This is a genomic window from Phytobacter sp. (genome assembly GCF_059074235.1).
In genome coordinates, this window is sequence record NZ_JCACPZ010000004.1 from 419,762 (window position 1) to 436,233 (window position 16,472).

14 protein-coding genes are annotated in these 16,472 nt (G+C 52.1%); 6 read left to right on the top strand and 8 right to left on the bottom strand.

Annotated elements, in window-relative coordinates; all coding sequences use genetic code 11:
- Window positions 1-36: 36 nt before the first annotated feature.
- Both AC5JPW_RS06085 and yccS read left to right on the top strand, forming a co-directional pair.
- Window positions 37-483, top strand: coding sequence for a YccF domain-containing protein (locus AC5JPW_RS06085; RefSeq protein ID WP_494238900.1), 447 nt, complete (start codon window positions 37-39; stop codon window positions 481-483).
- Between the two features lie 15 nt (window positions 484-498).
- Window positions 499-2,628: a YccS family putative transporter gene (yccS, locus tag AC5JPW_RS06090; RefSeq protein WP_494238901.1), complete on the top strand. Its 2,130-nt coding sequence runs from the start codon at window positions 499-501 to the stop codon at window positions 2,626-2,628.
- Here the strand turns inward: yccS and AC5JPW_RS06095 are convergent.
- Window positions 2,622-3,242, bottom strand: a complete 621-nt coding sequence (locus AC5JPW_RS06095) for a TfoX/Sxy family DNA transformation protein (protein ID WP_494238902.1) — start codon at window positions 3,240-3,242, stop codon at window positions 2,622-2,624. The genes yccS and AC5JPW_RS06095 overlap by 7 nt on opposite strands.
- A gap of 217 nt (window positions 3,243-3,459) precedes the next feature.
- On the opposite strand from AC5JPW_RS06095, the gene sulA reads away from it, so the two are divergent.
- Entirely contained in the window at window positions 3,460-3,960 is a 501-nt protein-coding gene (gene sulA, locus AC5JPW_RS06100) for an SOS-induced cell division inhibitor SulA (protein ID WP_494238903.1), read from the top strand.
- A gap of 366 nt (window positions 3,961-4,326) precedes the next feature.
- Complete coding sequence (ompA, locus tag AC5JPW_RS06105) at window positions 4,327-5,382, top strand: porin OmpA (protein WP_494238905.1); 1,056 nt, start codon at window positions 4,327-4,329, stop codon at window positions 5,380-5,382.
- 62 nt (window positions 5,383-5,444) lie between these two features.
- Here the strand turns inward: ompA and matP are convergent, their stop codons facing one another.
- Window positions 5,445-5,897, bottom strand: a complete 453-nt coding sequence (matP, locus tag AC5JPW_RS06110) for a macrodomain Ter protein MatP (protein WP_494238906.1) — start codon at window positions 5,895-5,897, stop codon at window positions 5,445-5,447.
- A 183-nt stretch (window positions 5,898-6,080) separates the two neighbouring features.
- Here matP and AC5JPW_RS06115 point away from each other — a divergent pair, with 183 nt between their 5' ends.
- Both AC5JPW_RS06115 and fabA read left to right on the top strand, forming a co-directional pair.
- Window positions 6,081-7,841, top strand: coding sequence for an AAA family ATPase (locus AC5JPW_RS06115; protein ID WP_494238908.1), 1,761 nt, complete (start codon window positions 6,081-6,083; stop codon window positions 7,839-7,841).
- 69 nt (window positions 7,842-7,910) lie between these two features.
- On the top strand, window positions 7,911-8,429 hold the full coding sequence (gene fabA, locus AC5JPW_RS06120; RefSeq protein WP_494238909.1) for a 3-hydroxyacyl-[acyl-carrier-protein] dehydratase FabA: 519 nt from the start codon (window positions 7,911-7,913) through the stop codon (window positions 8,427-8,429).
- A gap of 63 nt (window positions 8,430-8,492) precedes the next feature.
- On the opposite strand, the gene rmf is transcribed toward fabA, so the two are convergent.
- The 6 genes from rmf to rlmKL form a co-directional block, all read right to left on the bottom strand.
- Entirely contained in the window at window positions 8,493-8,660 is a 168-nt protein-coding gene (gene rmf, locus AC5JPW_RS06125) for a ribosome modulation factor (protein ID WP_458043617.1), read from the bottom strand.
- A 254-nt stretch (window positions 8,661-8,914) separates the two neighbouring features.
- Window positions 8,915-9,481, bottom strand: a complete 567-nt coding sequence (gene pqiC, locus AC5JPW_RS06130; RefSeq protein ID WP_494238910.1) for a membrane integrity-associated transporter subunit PqiC — start codon at window positions 9,479-9,481, stop codon at window positions 8,915-8,917.
- Entirely contained in the window at window positions 9,478-11,118 is a 1,641-nt protein-coding gene (pqiB, locus tag AC5JPW_RS06135; protein ID WP_494238912.1) for an intermembrane transport protein PqiB, read from the bottom strand. Before pqiB ends, pqiC begins: the two co-directional genes overlap by 4 nt.
- A 3-nt stretch (window positions 11,119-11,121) precedes the next feature.
- Window positions 11,122-12,375 (bottom strand): membrane integrity-associated transporter subunit PqiA, encoded by a 1,254-nt coding sequence (gene pqiA / locus AC5JPW_RS06140; RefSeq protein ID WP_494238914.1) that lies wholly within the window; start codon window positions 12,373-12,375, stop codon window positions 11,122-11,124.
- Between the two features lie 14 nt (window positions 12,376-12,389).
- Window positions 12,390-14,297 (bottom strand): ABC transporter ATP-binding protein, encoded by a 1,908-nt coding sequence (locus AC5JPW_RS06145; protein ID WP_494238916.1) that lies wholly within the window; start codon window positions 14,295-14,297, stop codon window positions 12,390-12,392.
- A 12-nt stretch (window positions 14,298-14,309) separates the two neighbouring features.
- Window positions 14,310-16,418 (bottom strand): bifunctional 23S rRNA (guanine(2069)-N(7))-methyltransferase RlmK/23S rRNA (guanine(2445)-N(2))-methyltransferase RlmL, encoded by a 2,109-nt coding sequence (gene rlmKL / locus AC5JPW_RS06150; protein ID WP_494238917.1) that lies wholly within the window; start codon window positions 16,416-16,418, stop codon window positions 14,310-14,312.
- Window positions 16,419-16,472: the final 54 nt, after the last annotated feature.

A 16,472-nucleotide genomic window follows, 5' to 3' on the forward strand; every position in this document is an offset into this window, starting at 1 on the left:
CCAAAACATTCACTGAATGGATTACAGCGAGGTGTTATGCGTACTGTTTTGAATATTCTTAACTTTGTTCTTGGCGGCTTTGCCACCACATTGGGTTGGCTAATCGCTACTGTCGCCAGCGTATTGCTGGTCGTAACGCTGCCTTTAACGCGTTCCTGCTGGGAAATCACCAAACTGTCATTAATCCCCTGGGGCAATGAAGCTATCCATGTGGATGAACTGGAGCCGGGTGCTAAAAATTCGTTGCTTAATGCCGGCGGTACGGTGCTGAACCTTGTCTGGTTCGTGCTGTTCGGCTGGTGGCTCTGCGTGATGCATATCGTTGCCGGTATTGCGCAATGCATTACCATCATCGGCATCCCTGTGGGGGTGGCAAATTTCAAGATTGCCGCCATTGCCTTATGGCCAGTAGGTCGCCGCGTCGTCCCGGTTGAGGTCGCACGCGCCGCTCGTGAAGCCAATGCCCGCAGACGCTTTCAGTAACAGGATGCAGAGCCGATGCTAAGTCCCCTGCTCCGTCGCTATACCTGGAATAGCGCCTGGCTGTACAACGTGCGCATTTTCATTGCCCTCAGTGGGACAGCAGCCCTGCCCTGGCTGTTGGGGGAAGTGAAGCTGACCATTCCGCTCACATTAGGTGTGGTCGCAGCCGCGCTGGCCGACCTTGATGATCGTCTCACTGGCCGACTGCGTAACCTTATCATCACGCTGATTTCCTTTTTTATCGCCTCGGCCTCGGTTGAGCTTTTATTCCCCTGGCCATGGCTGTTTGCACCAGGGCTTGTGCTATCGACTATCGGCTTTATCCTGCTGGGTGGACTGGGGCAGCGCTATGCGACTATCGCATTCGGTGCATTACTCATCGCTATCTACACCATGCTTGGCGCGTCCCTCTACAGCGTCTGGTATCAGCAACCACTGCTCCTTTTGGCGGGTGCGGTCTGGTTTAACCTGCTTACTCTGGCTGGCCATTTGGTCTTCCCCATTCGCCCGTTACAGGACAATCTGGCACGCTGCTACGAGCAGCTTTCGCATTATCTGGAACTCAAATCCCGCCTGTTTGACCCGGATATCGAAGATGAAAGTCAGGCTCCTTTGTACGAACTGGCGCTGGCAAACGGGCAACTGGTTACCACGCTTAATCAGACCAAAGCGTCTCTGTTGACACGTCTGCGTGGTGACCGGGGACAACGCGGCACGCGCAGAACCTTACATTACTACTTTGCAGCCCAGGACATTCATGAACGTGCCAGCTCATCGCACATCCAGTATCAAGCGCTACGCGAGCATTTTCGCTACAGTGATGTAATGTTTCGCTTCCAGCGTCTTATATCGCAACAGTCTCAGGCTTGTGCGCACCTCGCCCGGGCCATATTGCTGCGAACCCCTTATCAGCATGACAACCGTTTTGAGCGTGCTTTTATTCATCTTGATGCCGCACTGGACAGGATCCGGGCCAGCGGCACTACACCCGCCGCACAACTTAAAGCACTCGGTTTTCTGCTGGATAATCTGCGGGCTATCGATGCCCAGCTGGCCTCAATTGAATCCGGTCAGCCGCAAACCTCGTCGCTTAACGAAACGGAAAATATGTTGGCAGATGACAGCCTGCATGGAATGAGCGATATCTGGCTGCGTCTGCGCAATAACCTCACACCAGAATCCGCGCTTTTTCGTCATGCCGTGCGCATGTCTGTCGTGCTCTGTGTAGGGTATGCCGTCATTCAGGCGATGGGGTTGCATCATGGGTACTGGATTTTGCTCACCAGTCTTTTTGTCTGCCAGCCAAACTATAATGCCACGCGTCATCGCCTAACGTTGCGTATTGTCGGCACTCTGGCAGGCGTTGCCCTCGGTTTACCGGTACTTTATTTTGTCCCTTCACTCGAAGGACAACTGATTCTGATTGTCATCACGGGTGTGCTCTTTTTTGCCTTTCGCCTGGTGCAATATGCGCAGGCAACCATGTTTATTACGTTGCTCGTCCTGCTCTGCTTCAATTTGCTCGGTGAAGGGTTTGAAGTCGCCATCCCTCGTGTCATTGATACATTGATCGGCTGTGCTATCGCGTGGGCTGCGGTGAGTTTCATCTGGCCGGACTGGCGTTTTCGCAATCTCAAGCGTGTTACCGAACAGGCCGTTAATGCCAATTGCCGCTACCTGGATGCCATTCTTGAACAGTATCATCAGGGACGAGATAACCGACTGACGTATCGGATTGCGCGCAGAAATGCCTATAACCGCGATGCTGAGCTGGCCTCCGTGGTCTCCAATATGGCCTCGGAGCCAGGTACCTCCGTTGAACAGCGTGAAGTGGCCTTCCGGTTGCTGTGCCTGAACCATACTTTTACGAGTTATATTTCAGCTCTGGGTGCCCATCGCGAGCAGCTGACGCATCCGGCCATACTCCGGTTACTGGATGATGCCGTATGCTATGTCGATGACGCGCTACATCATCAGCCTGCCGATGAGGAGCGCGTGCAATTGACGCTGGCAGACTTGTCACGACGTATCAGACATCTTGAACCTCGCCCGGACAGTAAAGAGCCCCTTGTACTGCAGCAAATTGGGTTATTGATCGCCTTGCTGCCTGAGATGTGTCACTTACAACAACAGGTTGTTCAGTGATGCTCCCATGCCTTGCTGTCTAAAGCATTATACCAATCTATCAGCTCCTGACGTCTCTGCGTCGGGAGTGCTGCCTCATGTAAACCAAAAATTGCGCCTTCAAGAGCAAATAACACCTTTATTCCCAAATGCTTATTCATCTTTTTTATCCTTAGCCAGCAGTCTTTCGCCCCCAGCATACGCAGCATTTCAGCATCCCTGACACCAGCCTCACAAAGCAAAGTCTCCAGTTGAAACGTGAGATTCGGCAAATCCTTAAGTCGCAACATAGATTTACGGTGCTGTATTTCCGAACGTGCGGCATTGAGTGAATAGGATGAAAGTCGTACGAGCAAAGGAACATCCTGCCACAGGGACTCATCGACATAATAATAATTGAGCGACACATCCCGACCACGCTTCTTGTATGTCAACAACGGAGGCTGGCGTTTCACTGTATAAGGTGCACTTTCTTCACACACCCGCAAGTACAATTCTCCCTCCGACACCATTGCAAAGACGACGTCTTCAACCGCCAGACTGTAGCCGCCAAAGAGAGCACGGGACTGAACCTTTCCCAAAGAAGAGAGATATTCCTGCGATAAATAGATCCTTTGATAGGATAAGCTTTTCATGATTATTTCCTTTTAAATCATGGCTTAATACAGCATCTTTGTTAACGGATCCGTTAAGGAGGAACATAGGGAAGTGCACGACACTCAGCAAGAGAATTTTACTGCTGAAGATAATTAGGCTACAAAATTGCGAGGCTCTTTCAGAAAATGAGGTTGATCTTTGAACGCTACAGGGTTACTGTATAAACATACAGTAACCACTAGGGCTGGGTTGATCATGTACCATTCATTAAGCCGTGCAAATCGTTCAACACAATTTATTTCTGCGCCTCGTGCGCAAACCATCGATTCCCCGACAGGGCTTATCAGTGAGGTGGTTTATCGCGAAGACCAGCCCGGAATGACACAACTGCTGCTGCTACCCCTGCTCCAACAGCTGGGCCAGCAATCACGTTGGCAGCTATGGCTCACCCCCCAGCAAAAGTTGAGCCGAGAATGGGTTCAGTCTGCAGGTCTTCCTTTGGCCAAAGTGATGCAGATTAGCCAGCTTTCACCTGACCTCACGCTGGAGTCAATGATTAGGGCGCTGCGCACAGGGAATTACAGTGTGGTAATTGGCTGGCATGCCGACGAACTGACCGAAGACGAGCATCAACAATTGACTCTGGCAGCAGAAGAAGGGAATGCGATCGGATTTGTGATGCGTCCTGTTCGTCTCGATCAACAGGGAGCGAGACAGCATTCTGGGATAAAAATTCACTCAAATTTGTATCATTGAGTAAAATTAGGATAAATCCTGGGATTAATTTTACTTCTGGCCCACTCTCCAGAGGAATCAACTAAATACCGCGCCAGGTCATGTCTCCCGCGCCTCGCGGCGATTTCGGGCTGGCGATTCCTTGCACATATTTGTTAAATAATGTGTATACAAAGCCTTTTTTTTCATATGCCTGACGGAGTTCACACTTGTAAGTTTCCAACTACGTTGTAGACTTTACATCGCCAGGGGTGCTTGGTCTAAGCCAAAGATATCGTGAAGATATCTGCTGAGTAACAAGTGAGCAATGCCCCCGGTGAAGGATTTAACCGTGATTTCTCTTCCGAGATTTCCATGGCGATTTTTGGATGATAACGAGGCGCAAAAATGAAAAAGACAGCTATCGCGATTGCAGTGGCACTGGCTGGTTTCGCTACCGTAGCGCAGGCCGCTCCGAAAGATAATACCTGGTATGCAGGTGGTAAACTGGGCTGGTCTCAGTTCCATGATACCGGCTTCATTCCTAACGACGGCCCGACTCATGAAAGCCAGCTGGGTGCAGGTGCGTTCGGTGGCTATCAGGTTAACCCGTATGTTGGTTTTGAAATGGGTTACGACTGGTTAGGTCGTATGCCTTACAAAGGCGACACCGTAAACGGTGCGTTCAAAGCTCAGGGTGTTCAGCTGACCGCTAAACTGGGTTACCCAGTAACTGACGATCTGGATATCTACACCCGTCTGGGTGGTATGGTATGGCGTGCAGACGCTACAGCTAACGTCGCTGGCGATCGCTTCAAAGATCACGACACTGGTGTTTCCCCAGTATTCGCTGGTGGTGTTGAGTGGGCAGTTACCCGCGATATCGCTACCCGTCTGGAATACCAGTGGGTTAACAACATCGGTGATGCAAACACCGTTGGTACCCGTCCGGACAACGGCATGCTGAGCGTAGGTGTTTCCTACCGTTTCGGTCAGCAGGAAGAAGCTGCTCCGATCGTAGCTGCTCCGGCTCCAGCCCCAGCTCCAGAAGTACAGACCAAGCACTTCACTCTGAAGTCTGACGTTCTGTTCAACTTCAACAAAGCAACCCTGAAACCTGAAGGCCAGCAGGCGCTGGATCAGATGTACAGCCAGCTGAGCAACCTGGATCCGAAAGACGGTTCCGTAGTTGTTCTGGGCTTCACTGACCGCATCGGTTCTGACGCTTACAACCAGGGTCTGTCTGAGAAACGTGCTCAGTCCGTGGTTGACTACCTGATCTCCAAAGGTATCCCGGCTAACAAAATCTCCGCACGTGGCATGGGTGAATCCAACCCAGTTACTGGCACCACCTGTGACAACGTGAAAGCGCGTCCTGCGCTGATCGATTGCCTGGCGCCAGACCGTCGCGTAGAGATCGAAGTTAAAGGTATCAAAGACGTTGTAACTCAGCCGCAGGCTTAAGTTTCAGTCTTATAAAAAAACCCCGCATTGCGGGGTTTTTTATTGCCTGTAAAACAATCGTATTATTCTTTACCCAACAATGCCTGCAAATCCTGCTTCAAAAAGGTCATTGTGGTTGCGTATTTTTCTTTGTGTTCAGCATCTTCGATGAGCTGCACAACGGTCTCTGAGAGAGTTTTTCCCCGACGCTGAGCCAGGCCTGCAAGACGTTGCCAGACAACAAATTCGAGATCGATAGACTTCTTACGCGTGTGCTGGTGTTCAGCATTGAAATGACGCTTACGTCGTGCACGTATGGTCTGCTTCATCCGGTTGATCAGCATTGCATTCATATGCTTTTCAATCCAGGTGTTCACTTGAACCGGTTCATTCTCGAGGGTCAGCAATAAATCGACAGCCTCTTTTGCTGCGCTGGCTTCGATATATCGCGTGATAAGCTCACCCTCTCGGTGCTTTTTCACCAGATACTTCCACTTCCAGCCGCTTTCAAGATTTTCGAGTTGTTGATATTTCATTGCGCTCTCAACGTTACCGTGTAACTCTGTTCAGAATATCAGTTTTTTTCTTCTCTGCTGAAAAGAAATCATATTCTGCGCACGCCAGCGCCATTTCATCACCGTGAAAACGACTAATCCGTGTGTGCAGCCCGGACGTTTACGGTATAATCCCGCCCTTTACATCAGACTAAAAAAACGACTTTGACCATTACAAAACTTGAATGGAATGAACTGATTCCTGATATCGATAGTTATCAGGAGATCTTCGGGCAGTCCGTCTTAACCGACGAGTCGGCTTTCTTCCTGGGCGATACCCAACCCCGATTACAGTATGCGCTGGAGCAATTGCTTCATCCGTCCTCGACTTCACCTTTCATGTTAGCTAAAGCACCAGAGGAATCTGAGTATCTTACGCTTCTGGCAAACGCGGTGCAGGAGATCCTTCCGGAACAAGAACAGGTTTTTGGCGGCGACTATCAGGTAGCAGGATCGCACGTTACCTTCGGGCCAGCCAAGGATGCCGAGGCAAATTTTGCAGGAAAACACCAGGTCGTCATTGCCGACTGGGTCGAAGCCGAACAGTTATTTGGCTGTTTGCGTCAGTTCAATAACGAAGTGACATTACAGCCGGGTCTGGTGCACGAAGCAAACGGCGGCGTTCTGGTTATCTCATTGCGCACACTTATGGCTCAGCCCTTACTCTGGATGCGCCTTAAGACCATGGTGATGCGGCGTCGTTTTGACTGGGTGTCGTTCGATGAATCGCGTCCCCTGCCCGTCTCCGTGCCCTCAATGCCGCTTGACCTGAAAGTTATTCTGGTCGGTGAACGTGATTCATTGGCTGATTTTCAGGAGATGGAACCGGAGCTGGCTGCACAATCCATCTACAGTGAATATGAATCTACTCTGCAGATTACTGATGCAGCAGCCATGGCACTCTGGTGTCAGTGGGTCTTGTTGACGGCACAAGGCGCTGAACTTCCGGCCCCCGCAGCAGATGCCTGGACGGTAATGATGCATGAAGCCGTGCGTTTCACTGGCGATCAAGAAACGCTCCCGCTTTGTTTCCTATGGCTGACCCGTCAGCTACGTGAAGTTGCTGCTATCACAGATGACGCCAGTTTTAGTGGAGAGCAATTCACCACCATGCTCACACAACGTGAGTGGCGGGAAGGCTTCCTGGCAGAAAGAATGCAGGATGAAATCCTGCTCGAGCAGATCCTTGTTGAAACGGAAGGCGAGCGCGTAGGTCAGATTAACGCCCTTTCCGTTATTGAGTTCCCTGGCCATCCTCGTGCCTTTGGTGAACCCTCTCGCATCAGCTGTGTCGTCCATATCGGGGATGGTGAGTTCAATGATATTGAACGCAAAGCCGAGTTGGGCGGCAACATTCATGCTAAAGGCATGATGATCATGCAGGCATTCTTGATGTCGGAGTTGGATCTTGAGCAGCAAATTCCGTTCTCGGCCTCATTAACATTCGAGCAGTCTTACAGTGAAGTCGATGGTGACAGCGCCTCTATGGCAGAACTGTGTGCATTAATTAGTGCTCTTTCTGATGTCCCACTGACGCAGAGCATCGCGATGACAGGTTCAGTCGATCAGTTCGGTCGCTCTCAGCCTGTAGGCGGTCTCAACGAAAAAATTGAGGGCTTCTTTGCCATCTGTCAAAGCCGCGGTCTGGACGGCAAACAAGGGGTCATCATCCCTGTCGCTAACGTGCGCCACCTCTGCCTTAATCAGGAATTGATCGACGCCGTACAGGCAGGACAGTTCTCGGTGTGGGCGATTGAGGAAGTCATGGATGCCCTACCACTTCTGACGCAATTAGTGTGGGATGAGGAAGGACAGACTACGCTCAAACAGACAATCCTCGAACGTATTGCCCAGGCAACACAACCAGATGCACGCCATCGCTATCCGTGGCCGCTACGTTGGTTAAGTTGGTTCGGTCCAAACTGATCGGACTTGTTCAGCGTACACGTGTTAGCTATCCTGCGTCCGAAACTCACAATAAGGCTTACTGAGAACATGGTAGATAAACGCGAATCCTATACAAAAGAAGATCTTCTTGCCTCTGGTCGCGGAGAGCTGTTCGGCGCTAAAGGCCCGCAGTTGCCGGCTCCAAGCATGCTGATGATGGACCGTGTGGTCAAAATGACCGAGACCGGTGGCAATTTTGACAAGGGCTATGTCGAAGCTGAGCTGGATATCAATCCGGACCTGTGGTTCTTCGGTTGCCACTTTATTGGCGATCCGGTGATGCCTGGCTGCCTGGGCCTTGATGCTATGTGGCAGCTCGTTGGTTTCTATTTGGGCTGGCTGGGTGCCGAAGGTAAAGGTCGCGCTCTAGGCGTGGGCGAAGTGAAATTCACCGGTCAGGTTCTGCCAACTGCAAAAAAAGTTACCTACCGTATTCACTTTAAACGCGTGATTAACCGTCGTCTGGTAATGGGTCTGGCAGATGGTGAAGTACTGGTTGATGGCCGCGTCATCTATACCGCTTCTGATTTGAAAGTAGGCCTGTTCCAGGATACCTCTTCTTTCTGATTTCCAGTCTTCTGAATCGCGAAACCTCCGCAGTGCGGAGGTTTCTTTTTTAAAGAGACAGAATCAGGCAATTACGGCCCTGTCCCCCATGGCCTCTCGCCAGCCTCCAAGCCAATAGGACCTCTGATTCAGCGTCTGATAAGGACACATTTCTTTAGGCCGTCCCGATATACCGGCCTGATATCCACGTTGATGTGCCCGTTCCAGGCGATCACGTTTTTGTCTCTTCATGCCTCGTTTCCCTCATTTTTTTGGTCTGGTGGAAAAGAAAACAGTGGTCACAATTCGCGCAACCACAGGGTACGAATACCCTGAATGACGTTCGACGTCAATGCGCAAAATTCACGCCAGTGTCATAAATGTGACCCATAAAAGAGTTTATTTGTACAAAAAGTGTGAAGCAGTATAAGTAACCGGCTGAGGATAAAAACAAAAAAACCGCCACCTGAAAAAGCGTAACGGTTTGATTAAATCATTCATTTTAATTATGGCAGGCGCTTAAGTTCACTCGCGATGCTGACAGCTTCTTGTTGCCATGCCTGAGCCAGAACTTTGATCATCTCGTCATAGCCATCCTGCTGCTGTTTCAGCTCAATATGGAAGGGTCGCTTAATCAGCTGCCCATGGTGATTGAGAAGCCACTCACCACTCACGATCACCCGCCCGTCATAACGGCCATGGAATCCTGTCACTGTGACGTTAAGCGTGTCCTGCACGCTGCCAAGCGGTTGTGAAGCGACCACCCAGCCTGGCAACTGATTGCTGAGGTTTGCCACCAGAGTAGTTCTCAGTTGCTGATCCAGCGGGCTCGCCCACAAATTGTTGGTAGCAATCACGTATTTTACGTCAGACGTCTGATACACCACGCCATTTCCCGCGAGGTAATCTGGCACGTTGACCTGCTCAACCCACAGTAACCGCTGCCCACGCGTCTCTCCCGGGGTTGTCGCACTCATGTTGGGTGAAGGCAACTGGTAGTAACTTTTATTGTCACCGCCTGCGCTACAGGCGGTCAGCAGGACCGCCAGAAGTGCTACTGCTCCTTTCTTCATTCTTTCGCCCTCTTCGGCTGCGGATCGTCTTTACCCTTCGATTCAAATACCAGTGCGTTGCTCTTCTCATTCAGCGTCTTGAGCACCGGTTGCAGCTCACGCAACACCTGATCGAGGCGCTGCATATCGGCCACCATTTTGTTATAGGCCGCAGAGCCAGGCTGGAAGCCCTGCATGCTTCGGTTAAGCTCGCGCAACGTGCCCTGCATGTCCGCAGGCAGTTGCTGCATAGACTGGCTGGCTGTCAATTTATTGAGGTTGTCGAGCGTCGTCTGCAGACGGCGCATTGTTTGCTGGCTCTCACTCAATGTATTGGTCGCTTGCTCAATCATTGGGTTAAGCGGCAAATTGTTAATCTTATCGAGCGTGTCCATGAGTCGCTGCTGAATTTGCGCCAGACCACCGCTTACTGTCGGAATAATGCGATGCCCACCGAATTCCGGCATTTCGTTTATTGCCGGCGCTTTCGGGTAGAAATCGAGATCAACATACAACGCTCCCGTCACAATATTGCCGGTCTTCAGCGCCGCCCTCAGGCCACGTTTCATCAATTCGGTAAGATGCCCATCCACATCGGCATCACCCCCAAATTGGTTGGCAATACGCTCAGGCTCAATGCGGATCAGAATCGGGATGCGGTAATCATCATTCAGCTTCTGGCGCATCTCTGGCGTGAAGTATGGGACCTTCTCAACCGTACCCAGACGGATGCCACGGAACTCAACGGGTGCCCCGGGTTGAAGCCCGCGAATCGAATCTTTGAAGAACATCAGGTAGTCGATATGCTGGGTGTAGAGCGATTCCTGGATGCTGCGCTGGTCGTCAAACAGCATGAAGGCTGTTTTCTCAGCGACGGGCTCACCCAGTTCATTGCCCTCAGGCACATCGAAGCTGACACCGCCGCCAAACAGGGTGCTAAGAGAGCCCATTTCAACGCGCATGCCTGCAGAGGTGAGGTCTACAGCAATGCCGCTGTCTTTCCAGAAACGTACGTTGCTGGTCACCAGTCGGTCATTTGGCGCATTGATAAAGAGTTGATAGCTGATTGAGCGCTTTTCAGTATCAAAAGTGCTAGTTTCAACAGAGCCTACCCGGTAACCACGGAAAAGTACCGGATCGCCCGGTGAAAGCTGCCCCGCCTTTTTACTGTCGAGGATCACGCGGATCCCTTTGGCATCCGGTGGTGCAAGCGGTGGCGAATCCAGCAGTTTGTAATTATCCGGCTGACTCCCTTTCTTACCCGGCTGCAGTTCAATGTAGGCCCCGGACAATAATGTCCCAAGCCCGCTAATTCCTTCGCGGCCCACCTGAGGTTTGACGACCCAGAACACGGAATCATTATGGAGCAGTTTTTCCATGCCGGTATTGAGTCGTGCTTTGATCTCCACATGGGTTAAATCGTCCGTCAGCGTTGTGCTCTCCACAACCCCCACATCCACGCTACGGCTCTTTATGGTCGTTTTCCCGCCAACAATGCCTTCCGCATTAGTGGTGATAAGCGTAACCTCTGGCCCCTGGTGGCTGTAATGATAAAAGAGGATCCAGGCACCAATCAGGGCCGTCACGATTGGGAAAATCCATACTGGCGACCAGTTTTTTACTTTCTGCACTTTCGCCTCCCCACTGTTTTTCTCCATGTCCTACTGCTCCTCATGGCTTGATTCAGGATCTCTATCCCAGCTCAGACGTGGGTCGAACGTCATGGCCGCAAACATGGTGACAATCACCACTAACGCAAACATCAGTGCACCAATGGCCGGATAGATATTCATAAGCCCCCCCATCCGCACCAGTGCTGACAATACCGCAATAACAAACACATCGATCATCGACCAACGGCCAACAAACTCAACAATCTCATACACAAAATGCATCCGCTCGCTGTCACGGCGCCCGTGCCCTTTCGCATCCCAGCATAACCAGGCGATCGCGATCATCTTCAGCGTTGGCACCATAATACTGGCAATGAAAATCACCAGCGCGACGGGGTAAGAACCCTCACTCCAGAGCAGTACGACGCCTGCCAGAATAGTCGACGGCATTTGATCGCCCAGCAGGTCGGTAATCATGATCGGCAAAATATTAGCCGGGAGATACAGCATAATGGAGGTAATTAGCAGCGCCAGCGTCCACTGTAGACTGTTTCTGCGCCGGACAAATCCTTTAGTGTGGCAACGAGGGCAGATGGGATCATCCGCATCCACAATGGCCGTACAGCAAGGGCAACTACGCAAGCCCTGATGAATACCCGAGACACCAACACGCAGCGGCTTAGTGACAGGTGGCGTGGGTGCAATGTCATCCCATAACCAGTGTCGATCGACACACTGCACCGTTCTTAATTGCAGGATGCAAAACAGGCACCAGGGAATAAAACTGCTGCCAATGCCCACATCGCCATAGGCCATCAGTTTGACAAAACTGACCAGTACCCCGGCGAGAAAAATCTCCGCCATTCCCCAGGTTCTGAGCTGAAAAAGAATGCGGGCAAGGAAGACTTTCGTGCGTAACGACATAGACACACGGTTCACCAATAGCAAAATGGTGACCAGGCAAAACGCAGGAACAAATTGCACGAATAGCAGGAAGAAGGTACCGAGACTGGCGTAATCTTCCGAGAACATGACGCCAGGGATTTGCAGCAGGGTCACCTCACTGGTGACCCCGGCAACTTTCATATTCACGAAAGGGAACAGGTTCGAAAGTAGCAGCATGAACAGTGCCACCAGCGCGTAAGCTGTCGGACGTTGCCGGGGCTCATCCCATCGCGTGGTCAACGTGGTACCACAACGCGGACATGCCGCCTTATGCCCACGTTGCAACGCCGGCAATGCCACCAGCAGATCACATTGCGTACAAAGGATGTGACGGGCGGCATGATGATGTTCACACATACTGGCTCCCTGAATTATTCGCCGTTTTTAAGAGCCTCCAGGGACTCCCAGCGCTCAAACGCTTCTTCAAGCGCCTGTTCTGCTGAAGCCAGTTCGGCCAGGACTTTTTGCGTATGATCGTGAGGCTGGCTAAAGAAAGTACTGTCTGCCACCTGAGCCTGCAGCGCTTCCAGCTCTGCTTCCAGCTTTTCCAGTTTCTGCGGCAGTTGTTCCAGCTCACGTTGCAGGTTATAGCTTAGTTTGTTCGCACCGCGTTTGACAGTCTCAGATTTGGCAGCCACCTGCTCCGCCTCTTTCTTCACAGGCTGTGCTTTAAACGCCTGCGACGCAGATTGTTGCCCACGCGCATCGTGGTAGCCACCGACATACTGACCGATACGGCCGCCGCCTTCGAAGATCCAGCATTCGGTGACGGTATTATCGACGAACTGACGATCGTGGCTCACCAGCATGACAGTGCCCTGGTAGCCATCAATCAGCTCTTCGAGAAGTTCCAGCGTTTCGACATCCAGATCGTTGGTCGGTTCATCGAGAATCAACAGGTTACTGGGTTTCAGGAACAGACGCGCCAGCAACAGACGGTTGCGCTCCCCACCGGATAAAGCACGCACCGGCGTCATGGCGCGTTTAGGGTGGAACAGGAAGTCCTGCAGGTAACCCAGCACATGGCGCGGTTTACCGTTGACCATCACTTCCTGCTTACCTTCAGCCAGGTTATCCATCACGGTGCGGTCAGGATCAAGTTCCGCGCGATGCTGATCGAAGTAGGCCACTTCCAGCTTAGTACCGCAATGAACGCGACCGCTATCAGCCTGTAGCTGGCTCAACATCAGCTTCAGCAACGTGGTTTTACCACAGCCGTTCGGGCCAATCAGGGCAATTTTGTCGCCACGCTGTACCTGAGCAGAGAAGTCTTTGACCAGGACTTTGCCATCGACCTGGTAATTGACGTTCTCCATTTCGAAGACGATTTTGCCGGAACGGGACGCTTCTTCCACCTGCATCTTCGCACTGCCCATCACCTCGCGGCGCTGGCTACGTTCGTTACGCATCGCTTTCAGGGCACGTACGCGACCTTCGTTACGTGTACGACGCGCTTTAATGCCCTGGCGGATCCAGACCTCTTCCTGCGCCAGCTTGCGATCGAATTCCGCATTTTGCAGCTCTTCGACACGCAGGTTCTCTTCTTTTTCCAGCAGATAGGTATCGTAATCTCCCGGATAGGTGACCAGCTTGCCGCGATCGAGATCGACAATGCGCGTCGCCATATTGCGGATAAAGGAACGGTCATGGGAGATGAAAATGATCGTACCGCTGAAGGTTTTCAGGAATCCTTCCAGCCAGTCAATGGTTTCAATATCGAGGTGGTTCGTTGGTTCGTCAAGCAACAGCACACGCGGGCCGCTAACCAGAGCACGGCCCAGCGCCGCTTTACGCAACCAGCCGCCGGAGAGTGACGCCAGCGGCATATCCGCTTCCAGCCCCAGTTGCGCCAGCACTTCATTAATACGGCTCTCAAGCTGCCATAACCCGTGGTGATCAAGCAGGTCCTGCAGACGGGCCATTTCACTGAGATTTTTGTCGCTAGGATCGGTCATCACCAGATGAGAGATATCATGGTAACGCTTCAGGTATTCTGCCTGCTCTTCAATCCCTTCAGCCACAAAGTCGTAGACGCTGCCGCTGACGTTGCGTGGCGGATCCTGTTGCAAACGCGCAACAACCAGATCCTGTTCATACACGATGCGGCCATCATCCAGGCCTTGCTCGCGGTTGAGGATCTTCATCAGGGTCGATTTGCCGGCACCGTTACGCCCGACGAGACAGACACGTTCATTTTCTTCGATATGCAACTCTGCATTGTCGAGAAGGGGGGCATCGCTGAATGACAGCCATGCGCCATGCATACTGATTAATGACATCTATTTATCCTTTCAGGCTGAGGTAATCAGCCAGCAGTTATGGATTTGGCGATTACGGGCAAAATCTTGCGATTGCGTTTTCTGGGTGATTTCTTGTGCTTTCAACCCAAGCTCTGCCAGTCCGTCGAGGTCCATGCGGAAACCGCGTTTGTTGTTGGAGAACATGATCGTGCCGCCTTTACGCAGCATACGTTTGAGATCTTTCATCAACGCCAGATGATCGCGCTGAACATCAAACGACTCTTCCATACGTTTCGAGTTAGAGAACGTCGGGGGATCGATGAAGATCAGGTCGAACTGTTCGTCAGTATCACGTAACCAGCCCAGTACGTCCGCCTGCAACAAACGGTGTGCGCGGCCGCTCAGACCATTGAGGCGCAGGTTACGTTCCGCCCACTCCAGATAGGTACGGGACATATCCACCGTGGTGGTGCTCTTCGCACCGCCGAGACCCGCGTGAACGCTGGCAGTACCGGTGTAAGCAAACAGGTTCAGGAAGTCTTTGCCTTTGCTCATCTGGCCGAGCATACGGCGTGCAATACGGTGGTCCAGGAACAGACCGGTATCAAGATAATCCGTCAGGTTAACCCACAGGCGTGCGTTATATTCGCCAACCTCAAGGAACTCCCCTTTCTCGTTCATCTTCTGATACTGGTTGGTGCCTTTCTGCCGCTCACGGGTTTTGAGCACCAGTTTGTTCGGGGCAATCTCCAGCACTGCAATAGTGGCAGCGATAATATCGAACAGGCGCTGACGTGCTTTATTCGCATCAATAGTTTTAGGTGCTGCGTATTCCTGGACAACGACCCATTCACCGTAGCGGTCAACCGCCACATTGTAATCCGGCAGATCGGCGTCATACAGGCGATAGCATTCAATGCCTTCCTGACGCGCCCATTTCTCCAGCTTCTTCACGTTCTTACGCAGACGGTTAGCGTAATCATCCGCCATCGACGGGGCACGCACTTCACCGGTGTTTTCCGCCAGGTGATAGTTTTTCTGCACGCAATCCAGCGGACCGTTTTTAGCTTTGAACTGGCGGTCAGCACGTAATTGCAGGCAGTTGAGCAAATCAACGGAGGCACTGAACAGCGACAGATTCCAGCCGCCAAACTGCGATTTCACCGTTCGTCCGAGCAAGCTGTGCAGTGCAATCAACGCCGGTTCGCTCTCCAGACGCTCACCGTACGGTGGGTTGCTGATGATGGTGCCATAAGGTCCTTTTGGCAGCGGATTAGTAAGTTTCGCCGCATCTTTCACTTCAAAAGTCACCAGATCGGCAATACCCGCACGACGGGCGTTGCGCTGGGCGCGTTCAATCACGCGCGCATCGTTATCTGAGCCATAGAAATGGGACTGATAGTCAGCAAGGCCTTTACGCGCACGGGTCTGCGCATCGGCTTTCACTTCCTGCCACAGCGTTTCGTCATGCTGTGCCCAGCCGCTAAAACCCCAATGCCCGCGGTGCAGGCCTGGCGCACGGTCGGTCGCCCACATGGCGGCTTCGATCAGCAAGGTACCGGAGCCACACATCGGATCAAGCAACGGTGTACCTGACTGCCAGCCGGAACGCATAACGATCGCTGCCGCGAGGTTCTCTTTGATAGGTGCAATACCGGTACGATCGCGATAGCCGCGCAGGTGCAGACCTTCGCCACTCAGATCCAGGGAGATGTGCGCAGTCTCTTTATTCAGCCAGACGTTGATACGTAGATCGGGTTGTTCACGATCGACATTCGGGCGCGGCAAGTTTTTACGCGTAAAACTGTCGACGATCGCATCTTTTACTTTCAACGCACCATACTGGCTGTTACGGATCTCATCGTTCAGCCCGCTAAAGTGCACGGCGAAGGTCGCATCGGTGTTGAAAATCTCCGTCCAGTTAATCGCCTGCACGCCGAGGTAGAGATCAAGGTCGCTGTAAACCTTGCACTCGCCCAGCGGCATCATAATGCGCGAGGCCAGTCGGCTCCACATCAGGCTTGAATAGACCAGCCGGGTGTCGCCGTGGAAATGGACGCCCCCCTGAACCACCTGGCACTCTGAAGCACCGAGGTTTTCCAGTTCAGTTTTTAACAGCTCTTCCAGCCCACGGGCCGTACTGGCAAACAGAGAAATCATAAGGTCACTTAACTTTGAAGAAAATTGTTGCGCATTATAGCCAATCTGGCGTGC